Here is a 19,819-nt window from a genome sequence, read left to right as displayed (position 1 = left end):
CAAAAATTAATCAAAAGTCAACTACAGCAGTGGATTAACGGTCTGCCTAACTATATCAAGGCTTATTTGTCGATTTCAGTCTGCGAAGTTTGAGTAAATTATATAAATCTTATATAACTTATATATTATACTTAAATGATATATGGGAGTTATCCATATATTCGTATATCCATTTCGCCGATAAAAAACAGTGCATAGAAATTCCTTATGCACTGTTTATATATAATAATCGTTACTTTTCTTCAGTAAAATGACTTATTTTTTGAAAGCTGTTCATGATCATGTCGAGTTCTTGACTGTATTTGATCGTTTCAGGATGTGTGAGACCTTTTGAAAGCCCAATATGTATCATGCGTGTTTGCAGTTTATGATATTGATCTTTAAAGTCTAAATCCGTGATATATTCTACCTCCATACTTTTTCCTCCAACTTAATAAACTTAGACTATTATAGTATAGAGTGACAATTAATGGAATAATTTCTTTCACTAAATCACTAAATTATTCTTTAAGAGCAGGCAGCTTCACATGAAAGGTCGTTCCTTTTCCAACTTCACTTTGAACGGAAATATCGCCACCCTGATCATAAATAGTTGTATACACTTGGGTAAGGCCTAAACCCGTCCCATGGTCTTTTGTCGTGAAAAAGGGTGTCCCAAGCATTTTCAGCTGTTCTTGCGATACACCTACTCCACTATCCGACACTTTGACATGGACCCACCCGTTCTGGTAGTAGTGCTCAACTTTAATTGTCCCTTCTTCTGAAATTGCCTCAATCGCATTTTTAATCAGGTTAAAAATTGCTTTTAACAAAGAATTTCTTTTTCCAACTACTTTTTTATTTGAATCCCTGATTTGTATGACCAGTTTCACGTTCTCCAGCTTTTCTTGAAATAAAGATAACGTTGATTCTATTTCCTTAGATAACTCGATGGAAACAAAAGGCTCGTCGGTTAAATCCGGTTTTGATACAAACAATAAGCTGTGTAAAATGGTGAGCGCCTTTTCTAATTCTGAGTCCATTGTATCTAAAAAATTGTGGGGTTGGTCTTGTTTTAATAATTGTAAAAACCCTTTAACTCTTGTAAGTGGATTTTTCACTTCATGAACAATACTCGCAGCTATTTGGCCAAGTGAAGCTAATTTCTCTCTCTCGCTAAAAAGCTTCACCGCCAACTTCCGATCCGTAATGTCTTGAATCACAACTTGTGCAAACACCTCGTTCCCCAGTTTTAAAGGGGCGGTTTTCACTTCAACATCAATGATCTCCCCATCTTTTCGAATCATTTGTGCTTCGATGCAATCAATGGCTTGTTGGTTGAGTAGTACATTATTTAACCGTTCTTTACATACCCCATGGATATATGTCGGAATAAAGTTGTACAAACTGTTATGTAAGATTTCTTCAATGGAAGTTAGCTTTAGTAATCGTAGAACTGCTTTATTACAATAATGAATCTTGCCTTCTTCCCCGAGAATAAAAATCGCATTCAGAGAATTTTCGATTAACTTATGAAAGTCTATATCAATGGAGTCTATTGTCTCAATCATTAAAATCACCTGTTCTTCCTTGTAATTATATATTCTAGCAGTATTCATATTTCTTACAAGTAAGATAGTTTTAAAGGTGTTATTCATGGTAGAAATAATGTATATTAGTAAAGTACTTGTCACTTAAGAGCAAGAAAAGCCGAGGCGATTTGGTTTGCTTCGGCTTTTCCTATATAATTTTATATAAAAGTTATATAAGAACTATATAAATCTATTTTAAGGAGGGGGCTAAATGATTGAACCTCTTTCACAAAAAGAAAGAAATGAATTGTTAAAACTTGTTTCGGATGAGCAAAAAGAGTTTCTTCTGAATCAGTTAAAACGTAGCCGGGAAACAATTTTTGGCAACTTTATGTTATCCGAAAAAGTTCATGCGATTCAATCCGCAGATGAAATTGAATTGCTTGATGATGAACAAGATGTGGTCGATTGGATGATTGTCGAATACGTTGATCACGGTTTAGGGAATCGCCACGGAAAGTGTGCATGTGGCCGTTCTTTACGATACGAATTTACTGTGCAACATACGAAAACGAAAAAGACCATTATCTATGGGAAAGATCATCTAGCGGAATTTTTAAATTTAAATGTTCGTGATATTGATGGTGTGATCTACGAATTAAATACAATCGATTTTGAACTAGATGAACTGTTAATCAAAATAAAAGAAGCGGATTATGGCTACGAACTTTTAAACGGGCTATCCCAATACCCAAAAGATATTCAAAACCATGTAGAGCATCACATTCCTCTATTGAATCGCCAAATGAAACGACTATTTAAAATGATTGAAGAGATAAAGATAGTAGAACAATTAGAAGCTTATAAGAAAGCAAATACGCAAATTATGAAGCGGTTTGAAAAAGAGAAGAAGGTAAAACAATCCCGAGAACAAGAAATCATGGAAATTGTCCATGCCAGGCTCCCTACAAACGCATCATTAGGCGAGATTGCTTTTCGCTTTGTACAAAATGGCCTCTCTAGCGCAACTGAAATTAGTCACCACATCCGAAATCATTTTCATGTGGAGAAAAGAATGTCTACTGGAGTCATGGAAAGACCTTATATTTACATCGATGTGGTCTCGTCTTTAATGGAGTATGTGAAGCAAGATTATTTACTATTTGATGAGGAATCTTCTGGATTAGAGGATTGTTTATTTTTCATCAATCCCCACGCACAGCTAGAGAACTGTACTGAAATTCAAGAAACCCTTTTTTAGAAAATAAAAGTTATATAATTCTTATGTAAAAATTATATAACTTTTAACTATTAATATTCAGTATCTAAATCTTCTCGTTTTAGCTTTTCGCGAGCTGCTTGGGAGAAGAAGGATGCTTTTGAAATGCCCGTTTTCTCGCAATAATCATTAATTGCACGAAGAAGTGGGGTTGGAACAGAAATGGACGTAACGGTTTTTCGTTTTTCCTCTTTGAAACGATCTGTGACATTGCGTCGTTTCTTCTCAAGTTTAGCCTCCGTATGTTCTACTTGATCTAATGCATCTAACGCATTTAAGTCAATTTTTTTACTCATTTTCTTACACCCCTACTTTACTTAAAACTGCATCAATTTCCGTTGCGACTTGTTTAAAATCGCCCATAATTTTTTTGGCATATTTATTTTCTTTGTAGTCCGATAACAAAGTTTTTTCATTTTTTGAGCTCGAAATTACATCCGAATAGCGGATTGTTGATAAAAACTTTTCTTCCGGAATTCCTTCTTCTTCTAATTCTTTTAAAAAGTTTTTCAATTGTCTTTTCAGTTTGAAGTTCGTTTGAGAAACTTTGTTTGGCACAATGCCGTAATCCAGTTCTTGCAGGTCCATAAATTCTTTTATAATTTCGACGCTGCGTTTTGTTCCGAGTACAGAATCGAGATCTGTCTCTAGTGGGATTAAACAATAGTTGCTCGCTGCAATGGCATAGGACACCAAATCACTATTTTCAGATGGATGGGTATCAAAAATGATGACATCAAACATTTGTTTTAGTGGGATGACTTTTTCTTTAATGGCATTTAATCTTTTCGCTGCGGTGAATTTCTTTTCCGCATATCGTTCAAAGTCATCGATTGTTTCATTACTTGGGATATAGTAAATACCCGATTCCTCAAATTGTTGAATAACTTCAGAGGGTTTACAAGCGCCTGTTAACCAATCGTATGTTGTATGTTCAAAGGAATCACGGTCTCTTAAAAAACCTGTTGAAACACTTCCATTTTGGCATAAGTCAATCACACACACACTTTTGCCCATTTCTTCAAAGGTAATCGCTAAAAACTTCGATACGGTGGACTTCCCCACACCGCCTTTTGTACTCATGATGGAAATGATATAACTCATTCTCATTCCTCCTTGGTTGTAAACTCTCTATTTTATATATAAAATCTATATATTTATTATATAACTTTTATATTTTTTGGACAACATTGTTAGACTTTCCAATAAAAAAAGGCTTCCTACATGAGTTTGTAGAAAGGCCACTAGTCTAGCAATATTAATCTTCCGGATAAAAATATTCCTTACGCAAACAAACATCACGATGGGTGAGCGTTTCTCCTTTAAAGCGAAGCCAAATTTCATCATCCGCCATAACGCCATGGGTTTTGCGGACAATGCCCCATCTGTTATACGCATTTAGTCCTAGTGAATCAAGTAACTCATCTGCATTTACACGGGTAGAAGGAAATACGCGCCATTTCAGCCAAGCTTCAAGTTCTTCTAACGTAATATGACCCTCCATATTCGGTGAAAACTGTTTATTAAACCCCGTAATATAGTTTTTCACATAAGGAGTACCGCCATTTTCAGGTTTTAGATCAACCGTTGCAATGACTTCATCAAACAACATTACATCAAATTGCATATAATCAATCATGGTTTGTACCTCGTATCAAAATTTTTTCATACATTGGATCATTAAGCTGCAGTTCTAAAAGTTCTGGAATCCGACCTAATGGATATGGGGATGAGAGAATGTCTTGTTTAAGGGACTCTACTTTGATAAAAGGAGGTCCATCATATACTGCAAGTTGTTTTTTAAAACTTGAATTAAATGGTTTCGCTTTAATTTTTCGTTTCAGAATCTGTAAGTCCATGTTCATCGGATAATCTTTCACATCAGATAATAGGCTTAGGCCATGGTCGAACAATGGAGCGAGTTTCCATGAATTTTCCCTTATATCATAAAGAAATACAATATTATTTGTATGGCGATCTTCATTTAAAATGAATGCATCAAATGCTAACATTCTCTTAAGTGGTATGGCGATATCAAGATTTGTGAACTCATACACTTTTTCAATAATATGTGTTACTTTTTCTGATGTAGACAACTTAGCATTATTTATAATACTACTTGTTAATGTAAAATTTTTCTCAAATAACCGTTCAAGAGAGATTTCCTGCTCGTACTTCCCTCGAAAGTCAGATGATATACAACCATCTTCAATTTTCCCATTGCTAAGACCAATTTTACAAGGTGTGTATGTCACATATTCTGTTAATGGTAGAGTAGAATTGACTAAAATCAAAGAAGCTACATATTCAGCGATTCCCTCATAACCTCTTGCGTTTTGTTTTACCCATTTGTTTCCGATCTGCCACTTTGATTGATCGCCTTTACTAGAGGTACTAATAATACGTTCGGCTCCATTTGGAATATTAACTATTTCCATCTCATCACATCCATTTATACAGTTTTTTCCATCCGTCGCACAGAAAGTCGTACATTCTTCTTCACAGTACATTTTTTAATAGACTCTGAGATTTCTTTTATATTGTTTTCAGCGTCACGTGGTTTAATTGTAAGTTTAACTCTTTCCCCTTCTTCTATTATTGTTCATTTAAAACATTAAATTAGAGTTTCTACTTATTATATTGTACTATCCATTAAGTGTTTTTTCACTTCTCCTGTTATTTTGCCAACGTTTTCCCCCGCCCTTATTTCCAATATGAACCATAGTTTGTTCCTATTTTATCTTCAATTGGCTACTGATTCAAAAGTCATACTACTTTTAAAAATATACATTGAACTTGAAGATGATAATCGTTATCATATGAATATAAAACTATTCGGAAGTAGGTAAAGATTTTGAAAAACGCATCACTATACGCTGCATTAATCGCTGGAGGCATCCTATTAACTGGGTGTGGAAATACAGAGAAAGTCAAAAATGAGGAGTCCCCTGCAACAGAACAAAATGAAGCACCAGAAGTGGATTTAACTACTGAACTATCAAGCTATCAACAATTTGCATTAGCGCAAATGGACCAATTTTTAATTGAAACGGAAAATTTTGTCAACCTCTTCAAAGCAGGCGACATTGAAGGAGCAAAAGCCGCTTATGCACCTGCTCGTATGTACTTTGAGCGTTCAGAACCAATCGCAGAAAGCTTTGGAGACCTTGATCCACGTATTGACGGACGTTTAGCAGATATTCAAGAAGAAGGTAAAGGCGAAGAAGAATGGACGGGCTATCATAAGCTTGAATACGCATTATGGGTAGAAAATAAAACAGAGGGCTACGAAGCAATTGCAGATCAACTACTAGCAGATGCGAAAGAATTGCACGCACTAGTTCAAACCGTTGAAGTAACACCGGACTTAATGATTACGGGTGCTGTTGACTTATTAAATGAAGTTTCAACATCGAAAATTGCGGGTGAAGAAGAAATCTATTCTCACACAGACCTTTATGACTTTAAAGCAAATATTGAAGGGGCCGAAAAAATCTTTGAAATTCTACGTTCAAAATTAGAAGCAAAAGATAAAGACCTCGTAGCAACAATCGATGAAAAATTCAAAGCAGTAGACGATTTATTAGCACAGCACGAAACAGCTAATGGTGGATACATTTCATATGAGGAATTAACAGAAGACAACACGAAAGCACTAGCAGCAGCTGTAAACCAACTAGGCGAACCATTAAGTCGACTAGGCATTATTTTGGAGTGAGCATAGATGAAAACACCAAATGATGAAAAATGGACGAACAAAAAAATTTCTAGACGTGATCTTTTAAAGTATACAGGAATTGGAGCTGCAGGTGTCGCCATTGGTACATCTGGCTTAGGTGGTGTTATGAAAGCAATGGGTTATGATGTTTTTGAACCTTTTGCAGATAACAACATAGCGAACAAAGTTAATTTCTATGGCAACCACCAATCTGGGATTACTACCCCCGTACAAACCAATATATATTTTGCTTCCTTGGATGTTTTATTCTCATCTAAGGAAGAACTTCAAGAGTTGCTTCAGCTTTGGACACCTCTTGTTGTGCGTTTGATGAATGGTGAATTAATGGTTAATTCTTCAACGAATACTCGAATTCCAACAGGCGATACTGGTGAAGCAGAGGGATTAGGTGCTTCTAATTTATCAATTACGATTGGTGTAGGACCTTCTTTATTTGAAAAATTAGGGATGGAGCACCTAAAGCCTGCAGAGTTAAAGGACTTACCACATTTCCCGAAAGACCAGCTTCAAAAGGAATTTACAGGTGGCGATTTATGCATTCAAGCTTGTGCGGATGATCCACAAGTCGCGTTCCATGCTGTGCGCAATTTAGTACGTGCAGCATCTGGTAAAGTAGCAATCAAATGGTCTCAAGCTGGGTTTAACTCGTTCCCTGTTGACGGAGGAACACCACGTAATTTATTTTCGTTCAAGGATGGTACAGTAAACCCATCCATAACGGATGAAGAGGATTTAAATAAGGTTGTTTGGGTGGATAAAGGTTGGTTAAAGGGTGGCACTTACTTAGTTGTTCGCAAAATTCAAATGCATCTTGAAACATGGGATCGTACATCTTTAAAGGATCAAGAAGCTACGTTTGGACGTTACCGGGATAGTGGCGCGCCATTTGGGAAAACAAAGGAATTTGACGATTTCGATGTCGAAGTAAAAGATAGTAACGGCGAATACATCATGCCAGATACGTCACATGTTCATTTGGCACGCAAATCAGGTGCTCGTATGTTGCGTCGCTCTTATTCTTACGCGTCAGGTGTGATGTCAAATACTGGCGTACATGACGCGGGGTTAATTTTCATCTCGTTTCAAAAGGACCCTTTACAATTTACAACGGTTCAAAACAGTTTAGGACGTATGGATAAAATGAATGAATACATTACACATCGAGGCAGTGCAGTGTTTGCTTGTTTCCCTGGTGTACAAAAGGGGAGTTATTTAGGTGAAGCACTTTTTAAGGCGCTGTAGCATCATTTTTTGTTTAATCCTTACACTTGCGATACCAGTGCAGGCATCGCAATCTTATAGTCACTTATATATTTCAATTAGTGATGCTTTAATCAATACAAAGCAGGATAACGTCGATGCGGCAGAGCTAGCACTTGAACAGTTTGCGAAGGATTGGGCAACTGTTTCATCCGAACAACAGGAAGCAAAAGAACATGTGGATAAAATTCTTGCTCAAGCAATGGAAACATCGTCTAAAGAAGAACGGTTACAAGCACTTTCTGACTTATCCAATGCATTACGAGCATTAGAAAAGTTAGAAAACCCTGTGGATGAAGCGGCACAGAGAACTGAATTTGGTAAACAATTTACCCCTACTATGAAAGCTTTTGAAGATGCTTTAGAAACAGGAGACATTGCGAAAATTGATTTAGCCTATAAAGACCTCAATACCAAATGGACGAAAACCGAACGTCCAGTACGGGAACAGAGTATTGCCATGTATGGACAAATTGAAACGCAAATGGCATTTATACGGATAACCCTTTCGTCTGAAGAGCCTGATGTTAGCGTCATGAAAACTCAATACGCAGACTTAAAACAAACGATTGATGATTTCTTAGCAGGAAATGATACGGCTGCGGTGGTTGAGGGTGAATATTCTTTATCGACATTAATCACTTATATCGATGAAGCAAATGATTTTATCGAAGCAGGAGACTACCAAGCAGCATCTGATAAAATAAAGGATTTTATTAAAATATGGCCAAGTGTTGAGAGTGATATTTCCACACGGAATGGTAGTCTGTATACAAGAATTGAAAGTGACATGCCGATCATTGTCAGCGATTTATTGAAATCGAACGTAGACGGTGAAGCGATTCGTAATGAGTTAAATACATTCCGTAACGAAATTGAATTAATTCAAAGTAATACAGACTATACACTGTGGGATTCAGCGCTTATATTATTACGTGAAGGTTTAGAGGCATTACTCATCATCTTAGCATTAGTGTCGTTTTTAGATAAATCAGGACAGAAATCTATGCGTAAATGGATTTATCTTGGCGCATTGGTCGGAGTATTTCTATCGGCACTTGCAGCGATTTTAATGTCTACTATATTTAACACGGCATCGGTTGATTCGAATCGAGAGCTCATGGAAGGATATGTTGGCTTAATAGCGGCTGCGATGATGATTGGGATCGGCATCTGGCTACATAGTAAGTCAAATGTGAAGAGTTGGAATCGCTATATCTCCAAACAAATGGGTAATGCGATTTCAAGTGGTTCGGTATTTACAATGGCAGCGATTAGCTTCTTATCTGTTTTTCGTGAAGGAGCAGAAACGATTGTTTTTTACTCAGGGATTGCACCAAAAATGGAGACTTCTCAATTTGTGCTTGGGATCGTTGTGGCACTTCTAATTTTAGTGATCTTTGCTTTTGTGTTATTTAAAGCAAGTGGAAAAATTCCGATTCACAAATTCTTTGCAGTGGCAACCGTATTGATTTATGTACTGGCCTTTAAAATTATTGGCGTGAGTCTACATACGCTACAACTAAGAGATTCCGTTTCAACTACGATTGTCGACGGCTTGCCAATCCTAAGTATTATTGGTTTCTATCCAACAATCGAAACCATGATAGGCCAACTCGTATTACTGGCACTCGTTGCAGCAACAGTTGTTTATAAAAGGAAACAAAAAGAAGTATTAGGTTAATCCCAAAAGCCCCTTTCTACTAAAGAGAGGGGCTTTTTCTTACCTACTATCAAGAGTTTCTTCCTATTATATAGTGTTTTCTTCATCGGTTGCACGGAAAGTCGTCCAGCCTACTGATTGCGTTGCTTCTTTAAATTTCTCTACTAATTCTTGACCACTAAATCCTTTTTCAACTAAGCTCTGTAATATTTGTTCCACAAAACCATCTGGTAGTTTATGAATGGGTTTGATTAGTATCCCACCTTCAACCAGTTCCACCGTTACTTCATCTTGCATTTGTAGTGCATCAAAAAATTCTTTTGGAATCGTCATTTGACGTTGCTTCGATACTTTTATTTTTTTCGGTGTGTCCATCGCTCAACCCTCACTTCTTTATCTTGTAATTTTATTATAAATTACCAATTTTAAAGAAAAAAGAAATTTATTATTAATATAAAGAAAACATCCAACATTTCTAACATATCATTTTTAATTACTAAAGAGCGTAATTTTTTAATTTTGTTTTTGTTAAATTTAATCTGAAAAATGTTAAATTAGATGAAAATGAATGCTCCTTCAAAGACAAAAAATCTTCCTTTTTAGACGTATAAAATGCTAGAATGAGAAAGACAAATATTTCTAATTAAGTGAAGTATGAAAAGGGAAATATTGTATGACAATAGTGAAGGATACCAAAAAATGCAAAATGAAAATATCATACCATTAAATAATATAAAGACAGACAAAAAATTGGAAGCTACTATCCAAAGTGTCTTACAACATAAAATTGATATGTATCAGCCTGACTTTTCGAAATTTCTAAGATTTTGTCAGGAAGAATATCGAGAGCCTGATTTTGATGCAATGGAAAAGTATTTGCATAATTCAATCGTCGATCAAAGAATCAAACTATCTACATTTAATAGAAGAGTAGCTGGCGTTCAATTTTACTTAACCCATATCTTGAATCTATCGCAAACTGAGGAACAAAAGAAACGGATCAAGTTAATTCGTGAATTGTACAATACAGAAGAATATATTCGACTTAAAGCAATGCGAGGGGTTCGTGCTGAACGGCAAGAAGAAGTGCTTCAACTCATTAATAAATACGATACCCCTAAAAAAGTGGACATACGTAAACGAGCAATTTGTTTTGTGAATTTGATTACGGCCAATCGTCCATCCGAAATGGTGCGCTTGAAAGTATCTGACTTTGACTTGGAACACCGAACAGTTTTAGTTATGTTGAAGAAACAAGGGGAAATGAAGGAGAAGCGTCTTACCCTTGAATGTGTAAAAGTAGTTGAAAAATACATTAAAACGTGTGAACTGCAACCAACTGATTATTTTGTTGGTGGAGCGGATCGGTGGGGGAACTATCGAAATCACATGATTACTGAACGTAGCTACAATCGATTAATCCATGAATGGTTAGGATTTGCGCCCTATACCTTACGGAAAACACAAATTACGCATATGCATCGGAAACATGCGGATCTACCAACAATCGCGAAACAATCTGGTCATAAATCGCTGCAGACCATTTCTCAGCATTATCTCGAAGTGGATTATAGTGAAGTGGATGAGTTTTTATAGCTAGGGAGAAACATAGCGAACCATGCTCAGTTAAGGTGAAGGAACAATAGTCAAGAAATGAATTGTATAAAGTCAATGTTAGATGAGCACAACCTTTATCTAGGGGTTGAAAATAACAACTATATACATTATAAAAGACGTATTTATAGCTATCTAGCAGGTAAATACGTCTATTCTTTAATGTTTATTAAAGAAAATAAGTTAACTTCCAAGAGTTAAATTAAATGGAATTTTGATAAGCACTGATTATACGTTTTGAATTATATAGTTGATTAAGATTTTGTTTTTGTTCATCTAAATTTTGGATAACTGTTTTTGTTAGTATGGATTGTTGTTCTTCATACTTTTTAACTAAATGGATTTTAGATAACTCATCTGGTAAAATAAGAGAGTTATTCTTAGTCATCATGCCAAGTTCGTAGCATTGATTAATAATGTCTAAAATTTTTTGGCTTTTAATTATATCGCTTTGTTCATTTTCATAAGTCGCTAATCTCAAGCGATCTTCCCAATATGCATTTTCATAGTTAATATTATTACTTCTTGTATTTTCGGCACTAATTACTTCGCCTCTCTCAAGCATAGAACAAAATTCATAGAAATGAATGGATGTTGTACCTGCTGGAACAGCGGCAGTCCCGAAGCCCTCAGTTGCTACAATACCAAAGGCAAGAAAAGTCGGATGCAAATCTTTAATATAGCTATCCCAACGTTCAACATCCTCAGAGTTATACTCAATCCCATTTATCACTACGTTTTTTGTTTGTTCATCATTCTCATTAACTTCAAGATTGTTTTGAAAAACCACTTCAGATGTCTTTTTAGTGCCTTGTGCTTGGAAGCTCCTTGAATTATCAGACGAATTTATAGCTTGAAGCATTTCCATCATCCTTTAAAAGTATTCATAATCTTATTCTACATCAAAATTAATTGTATTTCCGTAAACAAACTTACCTAATTGATCAATACCTACAATTGTTATAGAGTTTGCAGTTAAATTAGATAAATCTGTTTTGATGTAATAATCCCAACCTACAACAATCCCACCTGATACAACTGGAACTGTACTATATTTAGTTGAAGAAATATTGACACCATTACTATATGCTAAATAAGTTTGAGGATATCCTGTAAATCTTACCTTTAAGTAAACCGTATCAGAAGTAATTGGGTTATTTGCCTTAACTTGATTTACACCAATACTTTCCCAAGTAGAACCATCTCCTGAAATGGCGGTAATTGTAACCTTCGTTAGATTTGGTGCTGGACCTGCTGACGCTTTATCTGTTCCTAAAAATGCTAAAGAAATAAATAAAACTACTACTGATAAAATTGATAGAATCTTTTTCATATTAATCCTAAATAATTATTAAATTATGATTTAAAGTGAATGTATAAATCAATAACCATTATATTAATAATATGTAAATATAATGGTTATTTTACTTTTATTTACATTAAATTACATAGTTATTATCGTCTGTATAAACCTTCTTTTTAGTATTTTTGATAAAAAATAATTGAGTGATTTTATTTCAAATGAGAAACACTATCTTTCTACCATTTGATTTAACGATATTAATTGAATAATGCTAATTTAAAATCACAGGTGTTACTCAAATTATGTAGAATTTTTGAATATCACCATACAAATAATCTATCTTTTTTACTATCAATCATATTCAAATGCCGGTAGAATTCAAACATTTAATAGATGTTATTAAAAGTTAATATTGCTTAAAGTCCATTTTATAAACTACAAAAAATCTTTACCAAAAAAGTGGTAAAGTTTTAAGATGTAACATTATAGCTTTCATACCAAGCTTCCATTTTCTCCATGCTCGATTTGTTATGGCATTTTAACTCATTCTTAAAGTAGCGTGATAAGGTATTATGAGAAATCCCCATTTCCGAAGCGGCACCCCGAATACTTAATTTTTTGTTATCAATGATTTCCGATAAGGTTTCGGGTGATAAAGGTTGTTTTGGTGAAGGTATTTTTCTTTTGGTTGCATGTCAGTAACTGCTTCTATTCCTTTAAAGCCGATGCGTGGGGTTAGAGCTGAGAAACAAGAAGAAGTTCTTTCTATTATAAATAAGTACGATACGAATAAAAAAGCGGATATTCGTAAGCGTGCCATTTGCCTCGTTAATCTTATTACGGCTAATCGGCCATCTGAAATGGTGAGGTTAAAGGTATCAGATTTGGATTTAGAAAGCCGTACCATATTGGTAATGTTAAAGAAGCAGGGCGAGATGAAGGAAAAGCGTTTGACGTTAGAATGCGTAAAATCAGTGCAGAAATACATTCAGTCCTCGGGGCTAAGTGGTGATGATTACTTTGTAGGTGCAGCAGATCGCTGGGGCAACTATAAAAACCGAATGATTACAGAACGCAGCTACAACAGGCTTATTCACGAATGGCTCGGCTTCGCACCATATACTTTGCGTAAAACACAGATTACACACATGCATCGAAAAAAAGCAGACTTAGCCACAATTGCTAAGCAACAATAACCTGCAAAATATTTATAGCCTCTTTTTCCATACCAAGAACCTGTGTTAATGATGGAACAGGATTTTTGCTTTTTCATTTGTCTCGCAGCGTATTTTGAACCAAGGAATACCCCTTTAAAGTTCACATCCATCACAAAATTAACGACCTCTAAAGGAAGTTCCGTGATGGCTTGCATACTTTGAATCACCCCTGCATTATTCACCATAATGTCGAGTCTTCCTAATCTTTCAACGGTTTGATTCACGAGGTTCTCCACTTCCGATTCTTGCGTAAGGTCAAGCGTTACCGCAAAGCCTTTATTTTCAGGGTACTTCGTTTTAAAATTTTCATAGATTAGTTCTAAGTTCGGTGATTTATCCGCCATTACGACATGGATCCCTTGTCCTGCAAGAACGTCACAAATTTCTTCCCCGATGCCCCCAGCTGCACCTGTTACAATGGCAATTTTATTTTCAAATTCACTCATCTTAATCACTCCCATTTCGTTATGATTAAACACTTCTCCATCTAACACTAGTTCAATGCAAAAACTATGCCAAAATGGAACCCCTTCAATTGTATACATCTTAAACAGTTATCGAATGGAAGAAATTTCGTTGATGTTGTACTCGGTTAATTTTTTATATAAGGTTTTCCGTGTGATGCCTAACGCTTTTGCCGAACGTGATATATTTCCGTTAAAGGTATCTAACGTTTTCACAATGGTGTCTTTTTCTACTTTTTCTAATGGGGATAAGACAGAAAGCGTTGTCGTGACAATGCTGTTTAAAATATGCTTTGGAAAATGTTCGAGCTTTATTAGTTTTCCTTGAGAAAGGACCACTACCCTTTCAACATAGTTCTCCATTTCTCGGATATTTCTAGGCCAATCGTATTGAAGGAGAACGGGGATGATTTCTTCTTCGTATTCGATTTTGTTGTGTCCCATTTTTTCACAATATTTTTCTAGCAAATGTTCAAAGAGTAAAAGGATGTCTTCCTGACGCTCTCTCAGTGGCGGTAAAGATAGTTCAAACACGCTTAAACGATAATATAAGTCTTCTCGAAACTTTTGTTCTTGCACGAGTTTTTTTAAAGGGACGTTTGCCGCTGCGATAACTCTTACATCAATTGGAATACTTTTATTACTTCCAATTGGCACCACCTCGTTTTGTTGTAAAACACGCAAAAGTTTAATTTGCATTTCGATCGGCATACTATTAATTTCATCTAAAAATAATGTCCCTTTATCGGCAAGAACGAACTTTCCGACAGCTCCACCTTTTTTCGCCCCAGTAAAAGCACCCTCTGCATAGCCAAACAGTTCACTTTCGATTAAATTTGCTGGAACTGAGCCACAATTAATCGCAATAAACGGATATATTTTTCGACTACTATGATTATGGATGGATTGGACGATGAGCTCTTTTCCGGTGCCACTTTCTCCTTCCACAATGACTCTTACATCAGAATTGGCGATGATTTTTGCTGTCTCAATTACTTCAGTTAAAGATGAACTTTTTCCGATAATATCATCAAAGGTGAATGTGTTTTTGTTAAATTGATGGGTATTCTTTTGGATGTCTTCTTTTAGTGCTTCTTTATACACCTTTTCAATATCTTTTGCTAACGAAGTAATTAACGGCAATGTATGGAAATGGCTGTTTTCCGAAAGGGTTGTAAATGTTGCAACACCTACCACTTTCTGATTGATATCAACAATTGGGGCACTTGAGCATGTCCACTGATGGAAATTTTGATTATAATGCTCTGCCCCCACTACCTCTACTGGTTTTCCTTCTTTTAATGCGAGCGAAATTGAATTTGTGCCGACAACACTTTCCGAATAAATACTGCCCACTACAAAAATTTTCCGATTATGCACTTTACTTAACGTATCCACGTCGCCCCGAACATCAATTAACACACCATCCGCATTTGCGATGCTAAAAATATAGTTTTTCCCGAGGGTGTATTCCATAATTTGCTTTCTAAATTGGTATACAGAGTCTAGCAAAATACGATTTTCTTTTGATTAGCCTCTGTATATTAATTGACGGATCAATCGGTGGAATTAAAGTGTAATCAAGGTTTTTATTTTTACATCTCTTCCAAGACTCTAAAATGATTGGATGAATATCTCCTTCTTTAGAATCCAATATAAAATCCTTCCATACCTTTTCATTGCTATAATTCCCCATTCCCTCTTTCGCCTCCCAAACGTGTTATATCAGTTCTTTTAGTTCAAAGAAGTGCGCTTTAATTAAGTCACAAGCTAATTGCTTATCATTTGCTTCGATTGCCTCTACGATTGGGTAGTGTCGGGGAACCAAATCTTCTTTTTGACTATTAAAGAGTTGCGTTCCAAGATAGGTCCAAAACGGAATACACATCGTTTCCCACACACGAATTAATGCATCCTTTTTACAAGCATAAACAATTTTCCGATGAAACTCGTTATCTAGTTCAATTTGATTTTTTATATTATTGGAATACCCTGCATCAAGCATGTTTAAATAAATTCCTTTTAATTCATCAATGTCTTCTTGTGTCATGTTGTCCACGGAAACGACATTGCTAACCCTTTAATTTCTGCCCGAATCGCATACATAATCGCTAAATCATCTTCATTTAGCTTTTTTAAAAATACCCCCTTAAAAGGAATGTATTCCACGATCCCTGCTTGCTCTAATTCTCGTAGTGCTTCACGAACGGAACCTTGACTAATGGAGAGGAACTTAGAAATCTGTGTCTCAATTATGCGATCTCCTGGCACGTACTCCTGTTCATAGATTTTTTGTATTAAATGTTCATGTACAGTATCTCTTGAAATTTTTCGCTTCAACATTATCACCCAATTCATTTTTATGAATATTAAGGTAAATAATAGTTTACTGTTTAGAAAATTACAATTATTGGCCCGTTTTTGATTCTTTCTTGTATAAAAAGTAAACAATTTTCTAATGAGTGTTTACCCATATATACAAAATAAAAACTATGAAGTTAGTATTTTATGTGTTTTTATTGTTGGCACGGATTTTGCATTTAAAAATACTGAATATTAAAAGTTATTAAAAAAGGGAGTGTTAATTTATGAAGTATGGACTTATGGGAGTAGATTTTGAAGATCGCGTGAATTACGAGCGTTTACGTAAAGATCGTTTAGAAAAAGCAAGAACGCAAATGATTAAAGACGGCTTAGGGGCTGACTTCGATAACATTCGCTACATTACTGGTACAACAATTGGAGAATGGGCTCGTAACAAAATGGCGCGTTATGTCATTTTAACAGCTGAAGGAGACCCACAATTATTCGACCCAGCAACTCCATCCAAACGTATTACGAGCCCGTGGATTTCCGATAGCGTGCATCCTTCTGTAGGTTCGATGCGTGGCGCGATTCCACCAGAAGAAGGAAATGTGGAAACGGTTGCAAGTGAAATTAAAAAGGTATTAGAAAAGTACGGTGCTGAAAAGATGCCAGTAGGTGTAGATATTATGGACGTACCCCTTATCCGTGCATTAGAAGCTGAAAATATTGAAGTAGTCGATGGCCAACAAACAATGCTCGATGCCCGAATGATTAAAACACCTGATGAAATTGAACTATTAAAAACAGCCGCTGCAATGGTTGATGCAACGTACAGTGAAATTGTTCGCGCAATTCGTCCAGGGATGCGTGAAAACGATCTTGTTGCGATTGCGAATAAATGCTTATATTCCATGGGTTCTGATTTAGTAGAATGTGTCAATAGTGTATCTGGTTCACGATCTCAACCACATCCACACGTGTTCTCAGATCGTATGATTCGTCCAGGAGATATGGTTTACCTTGATATCATGCACTCATTTAACGGCTATCGTACGTGTTATTATCGAACTTTCGTATGTGGTCACCCAACAAAAGCGCAAGAAGAAGCGTACAATAAAGCGTACCAATGGCTTCAAGCTTCCATTAAAGCGGTAAAACCTGGTGCAACAACTGCTGATATAGCCGCATGTTGGCCAACAGCTCAAGAAATTGGGTTAAAAGATGAAAAAGAAGCGTACTTATTACAATTTGGTCATGGTATTGGCATGAGTATTTGGGAAAAACCAGTTGTTTCAAGATTATTTATGGACAAACCATTCGAACTAAAAGAAGGCATGGTATTCGCCCTTGAAACATATTGCCCTTCTGCAGATGGAAAAGGCGGCGCACGTATTGAAGATGAAGTCGTCGTGACAAAAGACGGCTGTGAAGTCATTACAAAATTCCCTGCTGAAGAATTAATTTCTTGTGGCTTACCGGGAACAAAAGCATTTATTTAATCGAACAAAAGTCAAAATCCCCCGTAACTATTAGGGCACTGAAAAAGTCGATTTTAATAAATTTTTATAATAAAAATACGCTCAGATCTTTTAGGAAGTGGGATTCACGAAGACTCCTACGGGAACAGCTTGAGCTGAAGACCCCGCAGGAGCTTGCGACGAGGAGGCTGAAGCCAAGCCATGGAAAGCGAAGTGAATCCCACCTTCTATTTAGAAGCAAATAATTACTATAAATTTTTATCGGTATTTAGTTTTTCAGTGGCTTCCGTAACTATCGGGGGTTTTTTTAAAATAATTTTCGTGATTGGTGGGAGATTTATGTCAGAGTCATTTATTAAAGTATCTGCCCTTGGGAATTTTGTGAACTGTGAGATTGTTCATGATAAGGACAGCACAAGAAGCAGTGATGAAATCTATTTAAATGCGAGAGCTTCTAAAATGTTGCTCAATCGTTTAGAAGAAGCGTTACTCCATCTTGAAGGCGCAGTGTGTGATTGTCATAAACATTAATGATACGGTCTAAGATTCTAGATAATCTTAGGCCGTATTTTTTTGAATGTCTTCATAATTCTTTCCTTTTGGTAGAGGATGGGATTTGTAACTCTTCGCGATATTTGGTTATCGTTCGTCGTGAAATATCTAAATTTTCATTCAAGCGTATTAATTCTGATAATTTTTGATCTGATAAGGGTTGTAACTTATCTTCATTATCGATTAACTCTTTCACCAAATGCTTAATTCTTTCTTTTGAAAGATTCTCCCCATCTGAGGTTGCGATTTTGGAGGAGAACAGTTCTTTCATAGAAAATACGCCCCACGGAGTTTGGATATATTTATTCATCGTTGCGCGACTTACGGTAGATTCATGGCGATTCACAACAGCACATATATCCTTTAACGTAAGCGGCTTTACATAGTTCAAGCCATTTAACAAAGCTTCATATTGATAATCAATTAGAAATTCCATAATCTCCATCATGGTTGCTTTTCTTTGTTCGATGGCAGAGATAAGCCATTTCGCCTCTTGAGCCCAATCTGTCACCTGTTTATTTTCTTGATGAGATAAGGTAAACCCATTCATATTCTGGATCGCAATGTTTGGCGCAAACCAATCACTTAAGGAATAAGAAATTTGTTTATTTTCAATTTCGAGAACGATATCTGGTTGGATGATCTCCGTTTTTAGTGTTGATGTATGAAACGGACGGGGATTAAGCGTTTTAATCTTTTCAATGGCTTGTTTTAAATGCACGTCTGAAATTTGATATTGTTTCATCAGCTTGTTCCATTTGCGCTCGGCAATTAGCTCTAGGTTTTCGATTAACTCTAGCAGTAAAGGTTCATTAGGGTAATAATACTTGGCTTGAAGGATTAAAGAATGTTTTAAATTTATTGCCCCTACCCCAACATAGTCATTACTTTCTAAAATCTTCAATATCCGATCATAGTCATCCTCTGACATGAGTTGTAGTGCATTGGGCAAATACCCAAATTCATTTAAATTCAAGATGAGTTTATATAGTAGCTGTAAATCATAGGCATTTCGGATCGATAAACGAATGTGGTGAAGCAACTTTTCAACTGGGAAGGTTTCGCTTTTGATGTTTAGGTTGCTGAAGTCGATACTAGTTGTTGTTTGTTTAAAAATACGTTCTTTATATGTATGCTGTTCGGGTACTTCAATTAATGGATTTGAGTGTTGCATTTCCTCTAAGTAACGTTCCAATTCATCTGAAGACATTTCCATAATCTTAATTGCTTGACCCAGTTGTGGAGTCATCGCTAATTTCATTTCAAGACTATGGTTCATCGAAAGCCACAAAAATAATCCCCCCTTAAAACAAGTTTAGTAATATTATAGCGTAGTGACAGTAAATGGTATACTGCTTAAGAAATATTTGTTATACGATCTCTCTTATTTTTTTCTATCTTATTACCTAAAAAAGTAGCAGAGGCCATTCAA

General features: G+C 35.8%; 22 protein-coding genes. 8 read left to right on the top strand and 14 right to left on the bottom strand.

What is annotated here, in order from left to right; genetic code table 11:
• Nucleotides 1-232: 232 nt before the first annotated feature.
• Nucleotides 233-415 carry an aspartyl-phosphate phosphatase Spo0E family protein gene (locus CRO00_RS18715; RefSeq protein ID WP_097075200.1) on the bottom strand — a complete coding sequence of 61 codons (183 nt, stop codon included), beginning with the start codon at nucleotides 413-415 and terminating at the stop codon, nucleotides 233-235.
• A gap of 85 nt (nucleotides 416-500) precedes the next feature.
• A complete protein-coding gene (locus CRO00_RS18710) occupies nucleotides 501-1,598 on the bottom strand; it encodes a two-component system sensor histidine kinase NtrB (RefSeq protein WP_237658478.1) in 1,098 nt (365 codons plus the stop codon).
• A gap of 184 nt (nucleotides 1,599-1,782) precedes the next feature.
• On the opposite strand from CRO00_RS18710, the gene CRO00_RS18705 reads away from it, so the two are divergent.
• The gene (locus tag CRO00_RS18705) at nucleotides 1,783-2,772 is read left to right on the top strand and encodes a hypothetical protein (RefSeq protein WP_097075198.1); all 990 of its coding nucleotides are present in this window, start codon (nucleotides 1,783-1,785) and stop codon (nucleotides 2,770-2,772) included.
• 50 nt (nucleotides 2,773-2,822) lie between these two features.
• On the opposite strand, the gene CRO00_RS18700 is transcribed toward CRO00_RS18705, so the two are convergent.
• The 4 genes from CRO00_RS18700 to CRO00_RS18685 form a co-directional block, all read right to left on the bottom strand.
• Complete coding sequence (locus tag CRO00_RS18700) at nucleotides 2,823-3,086, bottom strand: hypothetical protein (protein WP_097075197.1); 264 nt, start codon at nucleotides 3,084-3,086, stop codon at nucleotides 2,823-2,825.
• A gap of 4 nt (nucleotides 3,087-3,090) precedes the next feature.
• Nucleotides 3,091-3,894 (bottom strand): ParA family protein, encoded by an 804-nt coding sequence (locus CRO00_RS18695; RefSeq protein WP_161946747.1) that lies wholly within the window; start codon nucleotides 3,892-3,894, stop codon nucleotides 3,091-3,093.
• A 154-nt stretch (nucleotides 3,895-4,048) separates the two neighbouring features.
• Complete coding sequence (locus CRO00_RS18690) at nucleotides 4,049-4,429, bottom strand: hypothetical protein (RefSeq protein ID WP_097075195.1); 381 nt, start codon at nucleotides 4,427-4,429, stop codon at nucleotides 4,049-4,051.
• Nucleotides 4,422-5,228 (bottom strand): HipA domain-containing protein, encoded by an 807-nt coding sequence (locus tag CRO00_RS18685; RefSeq protein WP_097075194.1) that lies wholly within the window; start codon nucleotides 5,226-5,228, stop codon nucleotides 4,422-4,424. The genes CRO00_RS18690 and CRO00_RS18685 overlap by 8 nt, the downstream gene beginning before the upstream one ends.
• Before the next feature lie 416 nt (nucleotides 5,229-5,644).
• Here CRO00_RS18685 and efeO point away from each other — a divergent pair, with 416 nt between their 5' ends.
• The 3 genes from efeO to CRO00_RS18670 are packed head-to-tail and all read left to right on the top strand — an operon-like array spanning nucleotide 5,645 to nucleotide 9,473.
• Nucleotides 5,645-6,508, top strand: coding sequence for an iron uptake system protein EfeO (gene efeO, locus CRO00_RS18680; RefSeq protein ID WP_097075193.1), 864 nt, complete (start codon nucleotides 5,645-5,647; stop codon nucleotides 6,506-6,508).
• A gap of 6 nt (nucleotides 6,509-6,514) precedes the next feature.
• Entirely contained in the window at nucleotides 6,515-7,771 is a 1,257-nt protein-coding gene (gene efeB / locus CRO00_RS18675; protein WP_097075192.1) for an iron uptake transporter deferrochelatase/peroxidase subunit, read from the top strand.
• Nucleotides 7,746-9,473, top strand: coding sequence for an FTR1 family iron permease (locus tag CRO00_RS18670; RefSeq protein WP_097075191.1), 1,728 nt, complete (start codon nucleotides 7,746-7,748; stop codon nucleotides 9,471-9,473). The genes efeB and CRO00_RS18670 overlap by 26 nt, the downstream gene beginning before the upstream one ends.
• A gap of 66 nt (nucleotides 9,474-9,539) precedes the next feature.
• On the opposite strand, the gene CRO00_RS18665 is transcribed toward CRO00_RS18670, so the two are convergent.
• A complete protein-coding gene (locus CRO00_RS18665) occupies nucleotides 9,540-9,827 on the bottom strand; it encodes an AbrB/MazE/SpoVT family DNA-binding domain-containing protein (protein WP_097075190.1) in 288 nt (95 codons plus the stop codon).
• A 279-nt stretch (nucleotides 9,828-10,106) separates the two neighbouring features.
• Between CRO00_RS18665 and CRO00_RS18660 the strand changes: the two genes are divergently transcribed.
• Complete coding sequence (locus tag CRO00_RS18660) at nucleotides 10,107-11,048, top strand: tyrosine-type recombinase/integrase (RefSeq protein WP_097075189.1); 942 nt, start codon at nucleotides 10,107-10,109, stop codon at nucleotides 11,046-11,048.
• A 220-nt stretch (nucleotides 11,049-11,268) separates the two neighbouring features.
• Here the strand turns inward: CRO00_RS18660 and CRO00_RS18655 are convergent, their stop codons facing one another.
• Nucleotides 11,269-11,934, bottom strand: a complete 666-nt coding sequence (locus CRO00_RS18655) for a hypothetical protein (RefSeq protein WP_161946746.1) — start codon at nucleotides 11,932-11,934, stop codon at nucleotides 11,269-11,271.
• A 24-nt stretch (nucleotides 11,935-11,958) separates the two neighbouring features.
• Nucleotides 11,959-12,399: a DUF4879 domain-containing protein gene (locus CRO00_RS18650; protein ID WP_097075187.1), complete on the bottom strand. Its 441-nt coding sequence runs from the start codon at nucleotides 12,397-12,399 to the stop codon at nucleotides 11,959-11,961.
• Between the two features lie 662 nt (nucleotides 12,400-13,061).
• On the opposite strand from CRO00_RS18650, the gene CRO00_RS18640 reads away from it, so the two are divergent.
• Nucleotides 13,062-13,565 (top strand): site-specific integrase, encoded by a 504-nt coding sequence (locus tag CRO00_RS18640; protein ID WP_097075185.1) that lies wholly within the window; start codon nucleotides 13,062-13,064, stop codon nucleotides 13,563-13,565.
• On the opposite strand, the gene CRO00_RS18635 is transcribed toward CRO00_RS18640, so the two are convergent.
• From CRO00_RS18635 to CRO00_RS18615, 4 genes are all read right to left on the bottom strand, one after another.
• Nucleotides 13,463-14,131: an SDR family NAD(P)-dependent oxidoreductase gene (locus tag CRO00_RS18635; RefSeq protein ID WP_097075184.1), complete on the bottom strand. Its 669-nt coding sequence runs from the start codon at nucleotides 14,129-14,131 to the stop codon at nucleotides 13,463-13,465. The genes CRO00_RS18640 and CRO00_RS18635 overlap by 103 nt on opposite strands.
• A gap of 9 nt (nucleotides 14,132-14,140) precedes the next feature.
• Nucleotides 14,141-15,526, bottom strand: a complete 1,386-nt coding sequence (locus CRO00_RS18630) for a sigma-54 interaction domain-containing protein (RefSeq protein ID WP_097075183.1) — start codon at nucleotides 15,524-15,526, stop codon at nucleotides 14,141-14,143.
• 244 nt (nucleotides 15,527-15,770) lie between these two features.
• The gene (locus CRO00_RS18620) at nucleotides 15,771-16,100 is read right to left on the bottom strand and encodes an FCD domain-containing protein (protein WP_097075181.1); all 330 of its coding nucleotides are present in this window, start codon (nucleotides 16,098-16,100) and stop codon (nucleotides 15,771-15,773) included.
• Entirely contained in the window at nucleotides 16,097-16,408 is a 312-nt protein-coding gene (locus CRO00_RS18615) for a GntR family transcriptional regulator (protein WP_097075180.1), read from the bottom strand. The genes CRO00_RS18620 and CRO00_RS18615 overlap by 4 nt, the downstream gene beginning before the upstream one ends.
• Nucleotides 16,409-16,638: 230 nt before the next feature.
• Here CRO00_RS18615 and CRO00_RS18610 point away from each other — a divergent pair, with 230 nt between their 5' ends.
• Both CRO00_RS18610 and CRO00_RS20025 read left to right on the top strand, forming a co-directional pair.
• Nucleotides 16,639-17,856 (top strand): M24 family metallopeptidase, encoded by a 1,218-nt coding sequence (locus CRO00_RS18610; RefSeq protein WP_097075179.1) that lies wholly within the window; start codon nucleotides 16,639-16,641, stop codon nucleotides 17,854-17,856.
• Nucleotides 17,857-18,174: 318 nt separating this feature from the next.
• On the top strand, nucleotides 18,175-18,366 hold the full coding sequence (locus tag CRO00_RS20025; protein ID WP_141396988.1) for a hypothetical protein: 192 nt from the start codon (nucleotides 18,175-18,177) through the stop codon (nucleotides 18,364-18,366).
• A 52-nt stretch (nucleotides 18,367-18,418) separates the two neighbouring features.
• Here CRO00_RS20025 and rpoN read toward each other — a convergent pair whose 3' ends face one another.
• A complete protein-coding gene (rpoN, locus tag CRO00_RS18600; RefSeq protein WP_097075177.1) occupies nucleotides 18,419-19,678 on the bottom strand; it encodes an RNA polymerase factor sigma-54 in 1,260 nt (419 codons plus the stop codon).
• Nucleotides 19,679-19,819: the final 141 nt, after the last annotated feature.

It is taken from the genome of Ureibacillus xyleni (genome assembly GCF_900217795.1).
GTDB classification, from domain to species: domain Bacteria; phylum Bacillota; class Bacilli; order Bacillales_A; family Planococcaceae; genus Ureibacillus; species Ureibacillus xyleni.
This window is presented reverse-complemented; position numbering and strand designations above follow the sequence as displayed.

What these genes read in the sequence shown, in the direction of transcription:
- CRO00_RS18715 (WP_097075200.1), bottom strand. Translation starts at nt 415, where the DNA reads ATGGAGGTAGAATATATCACGGATTTAGACTTTAAAGATCAATATCAT.
- CRO00_RS18710 (WP_237658478.1), bottom strand. Translation starts at nt 1,598, where the DNA reads ATGAATACTGCTAGAATATATAATTACAAGGAAGAACAGGTGATTTTA.
- CRO00_RS18705 (WP_097075198.1), top strand. Translation starts at nt 1,783, where the DNA reads ATGATTGAACCTCTTTCACAAAAAGAAAGAAATGAATTGTTAAAACTT.
- CRO00_RS18700 (WP_097075197.1), bottom strand. Translation starts at nt 3,086, where the DNA reads ATGAGTAAAAAAATTGACTTAAATGCGTTAGATGCATTAGATCAAGTA.
- CRO00_RS18695 (WP_161946747.1), bottom strand. Translation starts at nt 3,894, where the DNA reads ATGAGTTATATCATTTCCATCATGAGTACAAAAGGCGGTGTGGGGAAG.
- CRO00_RS18690 (WP_097075195.1), bottom strand. Translation starts at nt 4,429, where the DNA reads ATGATTGATTATATGCAATTTGATGTAATGTTGTTTGATGAAGTCATT.
- CRO00_RS18685 (WP_097075194.1), bottom strand. Translation starts at nt 5,228, where the DNA reads ATGGAAATAGTTAATATTCCAAATGGAGCCGAACGTATTATTAGTACC.
- efeB (WP_097075192.1), top strand. Translation starts at nt 6,515, where the DNA reads ATGAAAACACCAAATGATGAAAAATGGACGAACAAAAAAATTTCTAGA.
- CRO00_RS18665 (WP_097075190.1), bottom strand. Translation starts at nt 9,827, where the DNA reads ATGGACACACCGAAAAAAATAAAAGTATCGAAGCAACGTCAAATGACG.
- CRO00_RS18660 (WP_097075189.1), top strand. Translation starts at nt 10,107, where the DNA reads ATGAAAAGGGAAATATTGTATGACAATAGTGAAGGATACCAAAAAATG.
- CRO00_RS18655 (WP_161946746.1), bottom strand. Translation starts at nt 11,934, where the DNA reads ATGGAAATGCTTCAAGCTATAAATTCGTCTGATAATTCAAGGAGCTTC.
- CRO00_RS18650 (WP_097075187.1), bottom strand. Translation starts at nt 12,399, where the DNA reads ATGAAAAAGATTCTATCAATTTTATCAGTAGTAGTTTTATTTATTTCT.
- CRO00_RS18640 (WP_097075185.1), top strand. Translation starts at nt 13,062, where the DNA reads ATGTCAGTAACTGCTTCTATTCCTTTAAAGCCGATGCGTGGGGTTAGA.
- CRO00_RS18635 (WP_097075184.1), bottom strand. Translation starts at nt 14,131, where the DNA reads ATGTATACAATTGAAGGGGTTCCATTTTGGCATAGTTTTTGCATTGAA.
- CRO00_RS18630 (WP_097075183.1), bottom strand. Translation starts at nt 15,526, where the DNA reads ATGGAATACACCCTCGGGAAAAACTATATTTTTAGCATCGCAAATGCG.
- CRO00_RS18620 (WP_097075181.1), bottom strand. Translation starts at nt 16,100, where the DNA reads ATGACACAAGAAGACATTGATGAATTAAAAGGAATTTATTTAAACATG.
- CRO00_RS18615 (WP_097075180.1), bottom strand. Translation starts at nt 16,408, where the DNA reads ATGAATTGGGTGATAATGTTGAAGCGAAAAATTTCAAGAGATACTGTA.
- CRO00_RS18610 (WP_097075179.1), top strand. Translation starts at nt 16,639, where the DNA reads ATGAAGTATGGACTTATGGGAGTAGATTTTGAAGATCGCGTGAATTAC.
- CRO00_RS20025 (WP_141396988.1), top strand. Translation starts at nt 18,175, where the DNA reads ATGTCAGAGTCATTTATTAAAGTATCTGCCCTTGGGAATTTTGTGAAC.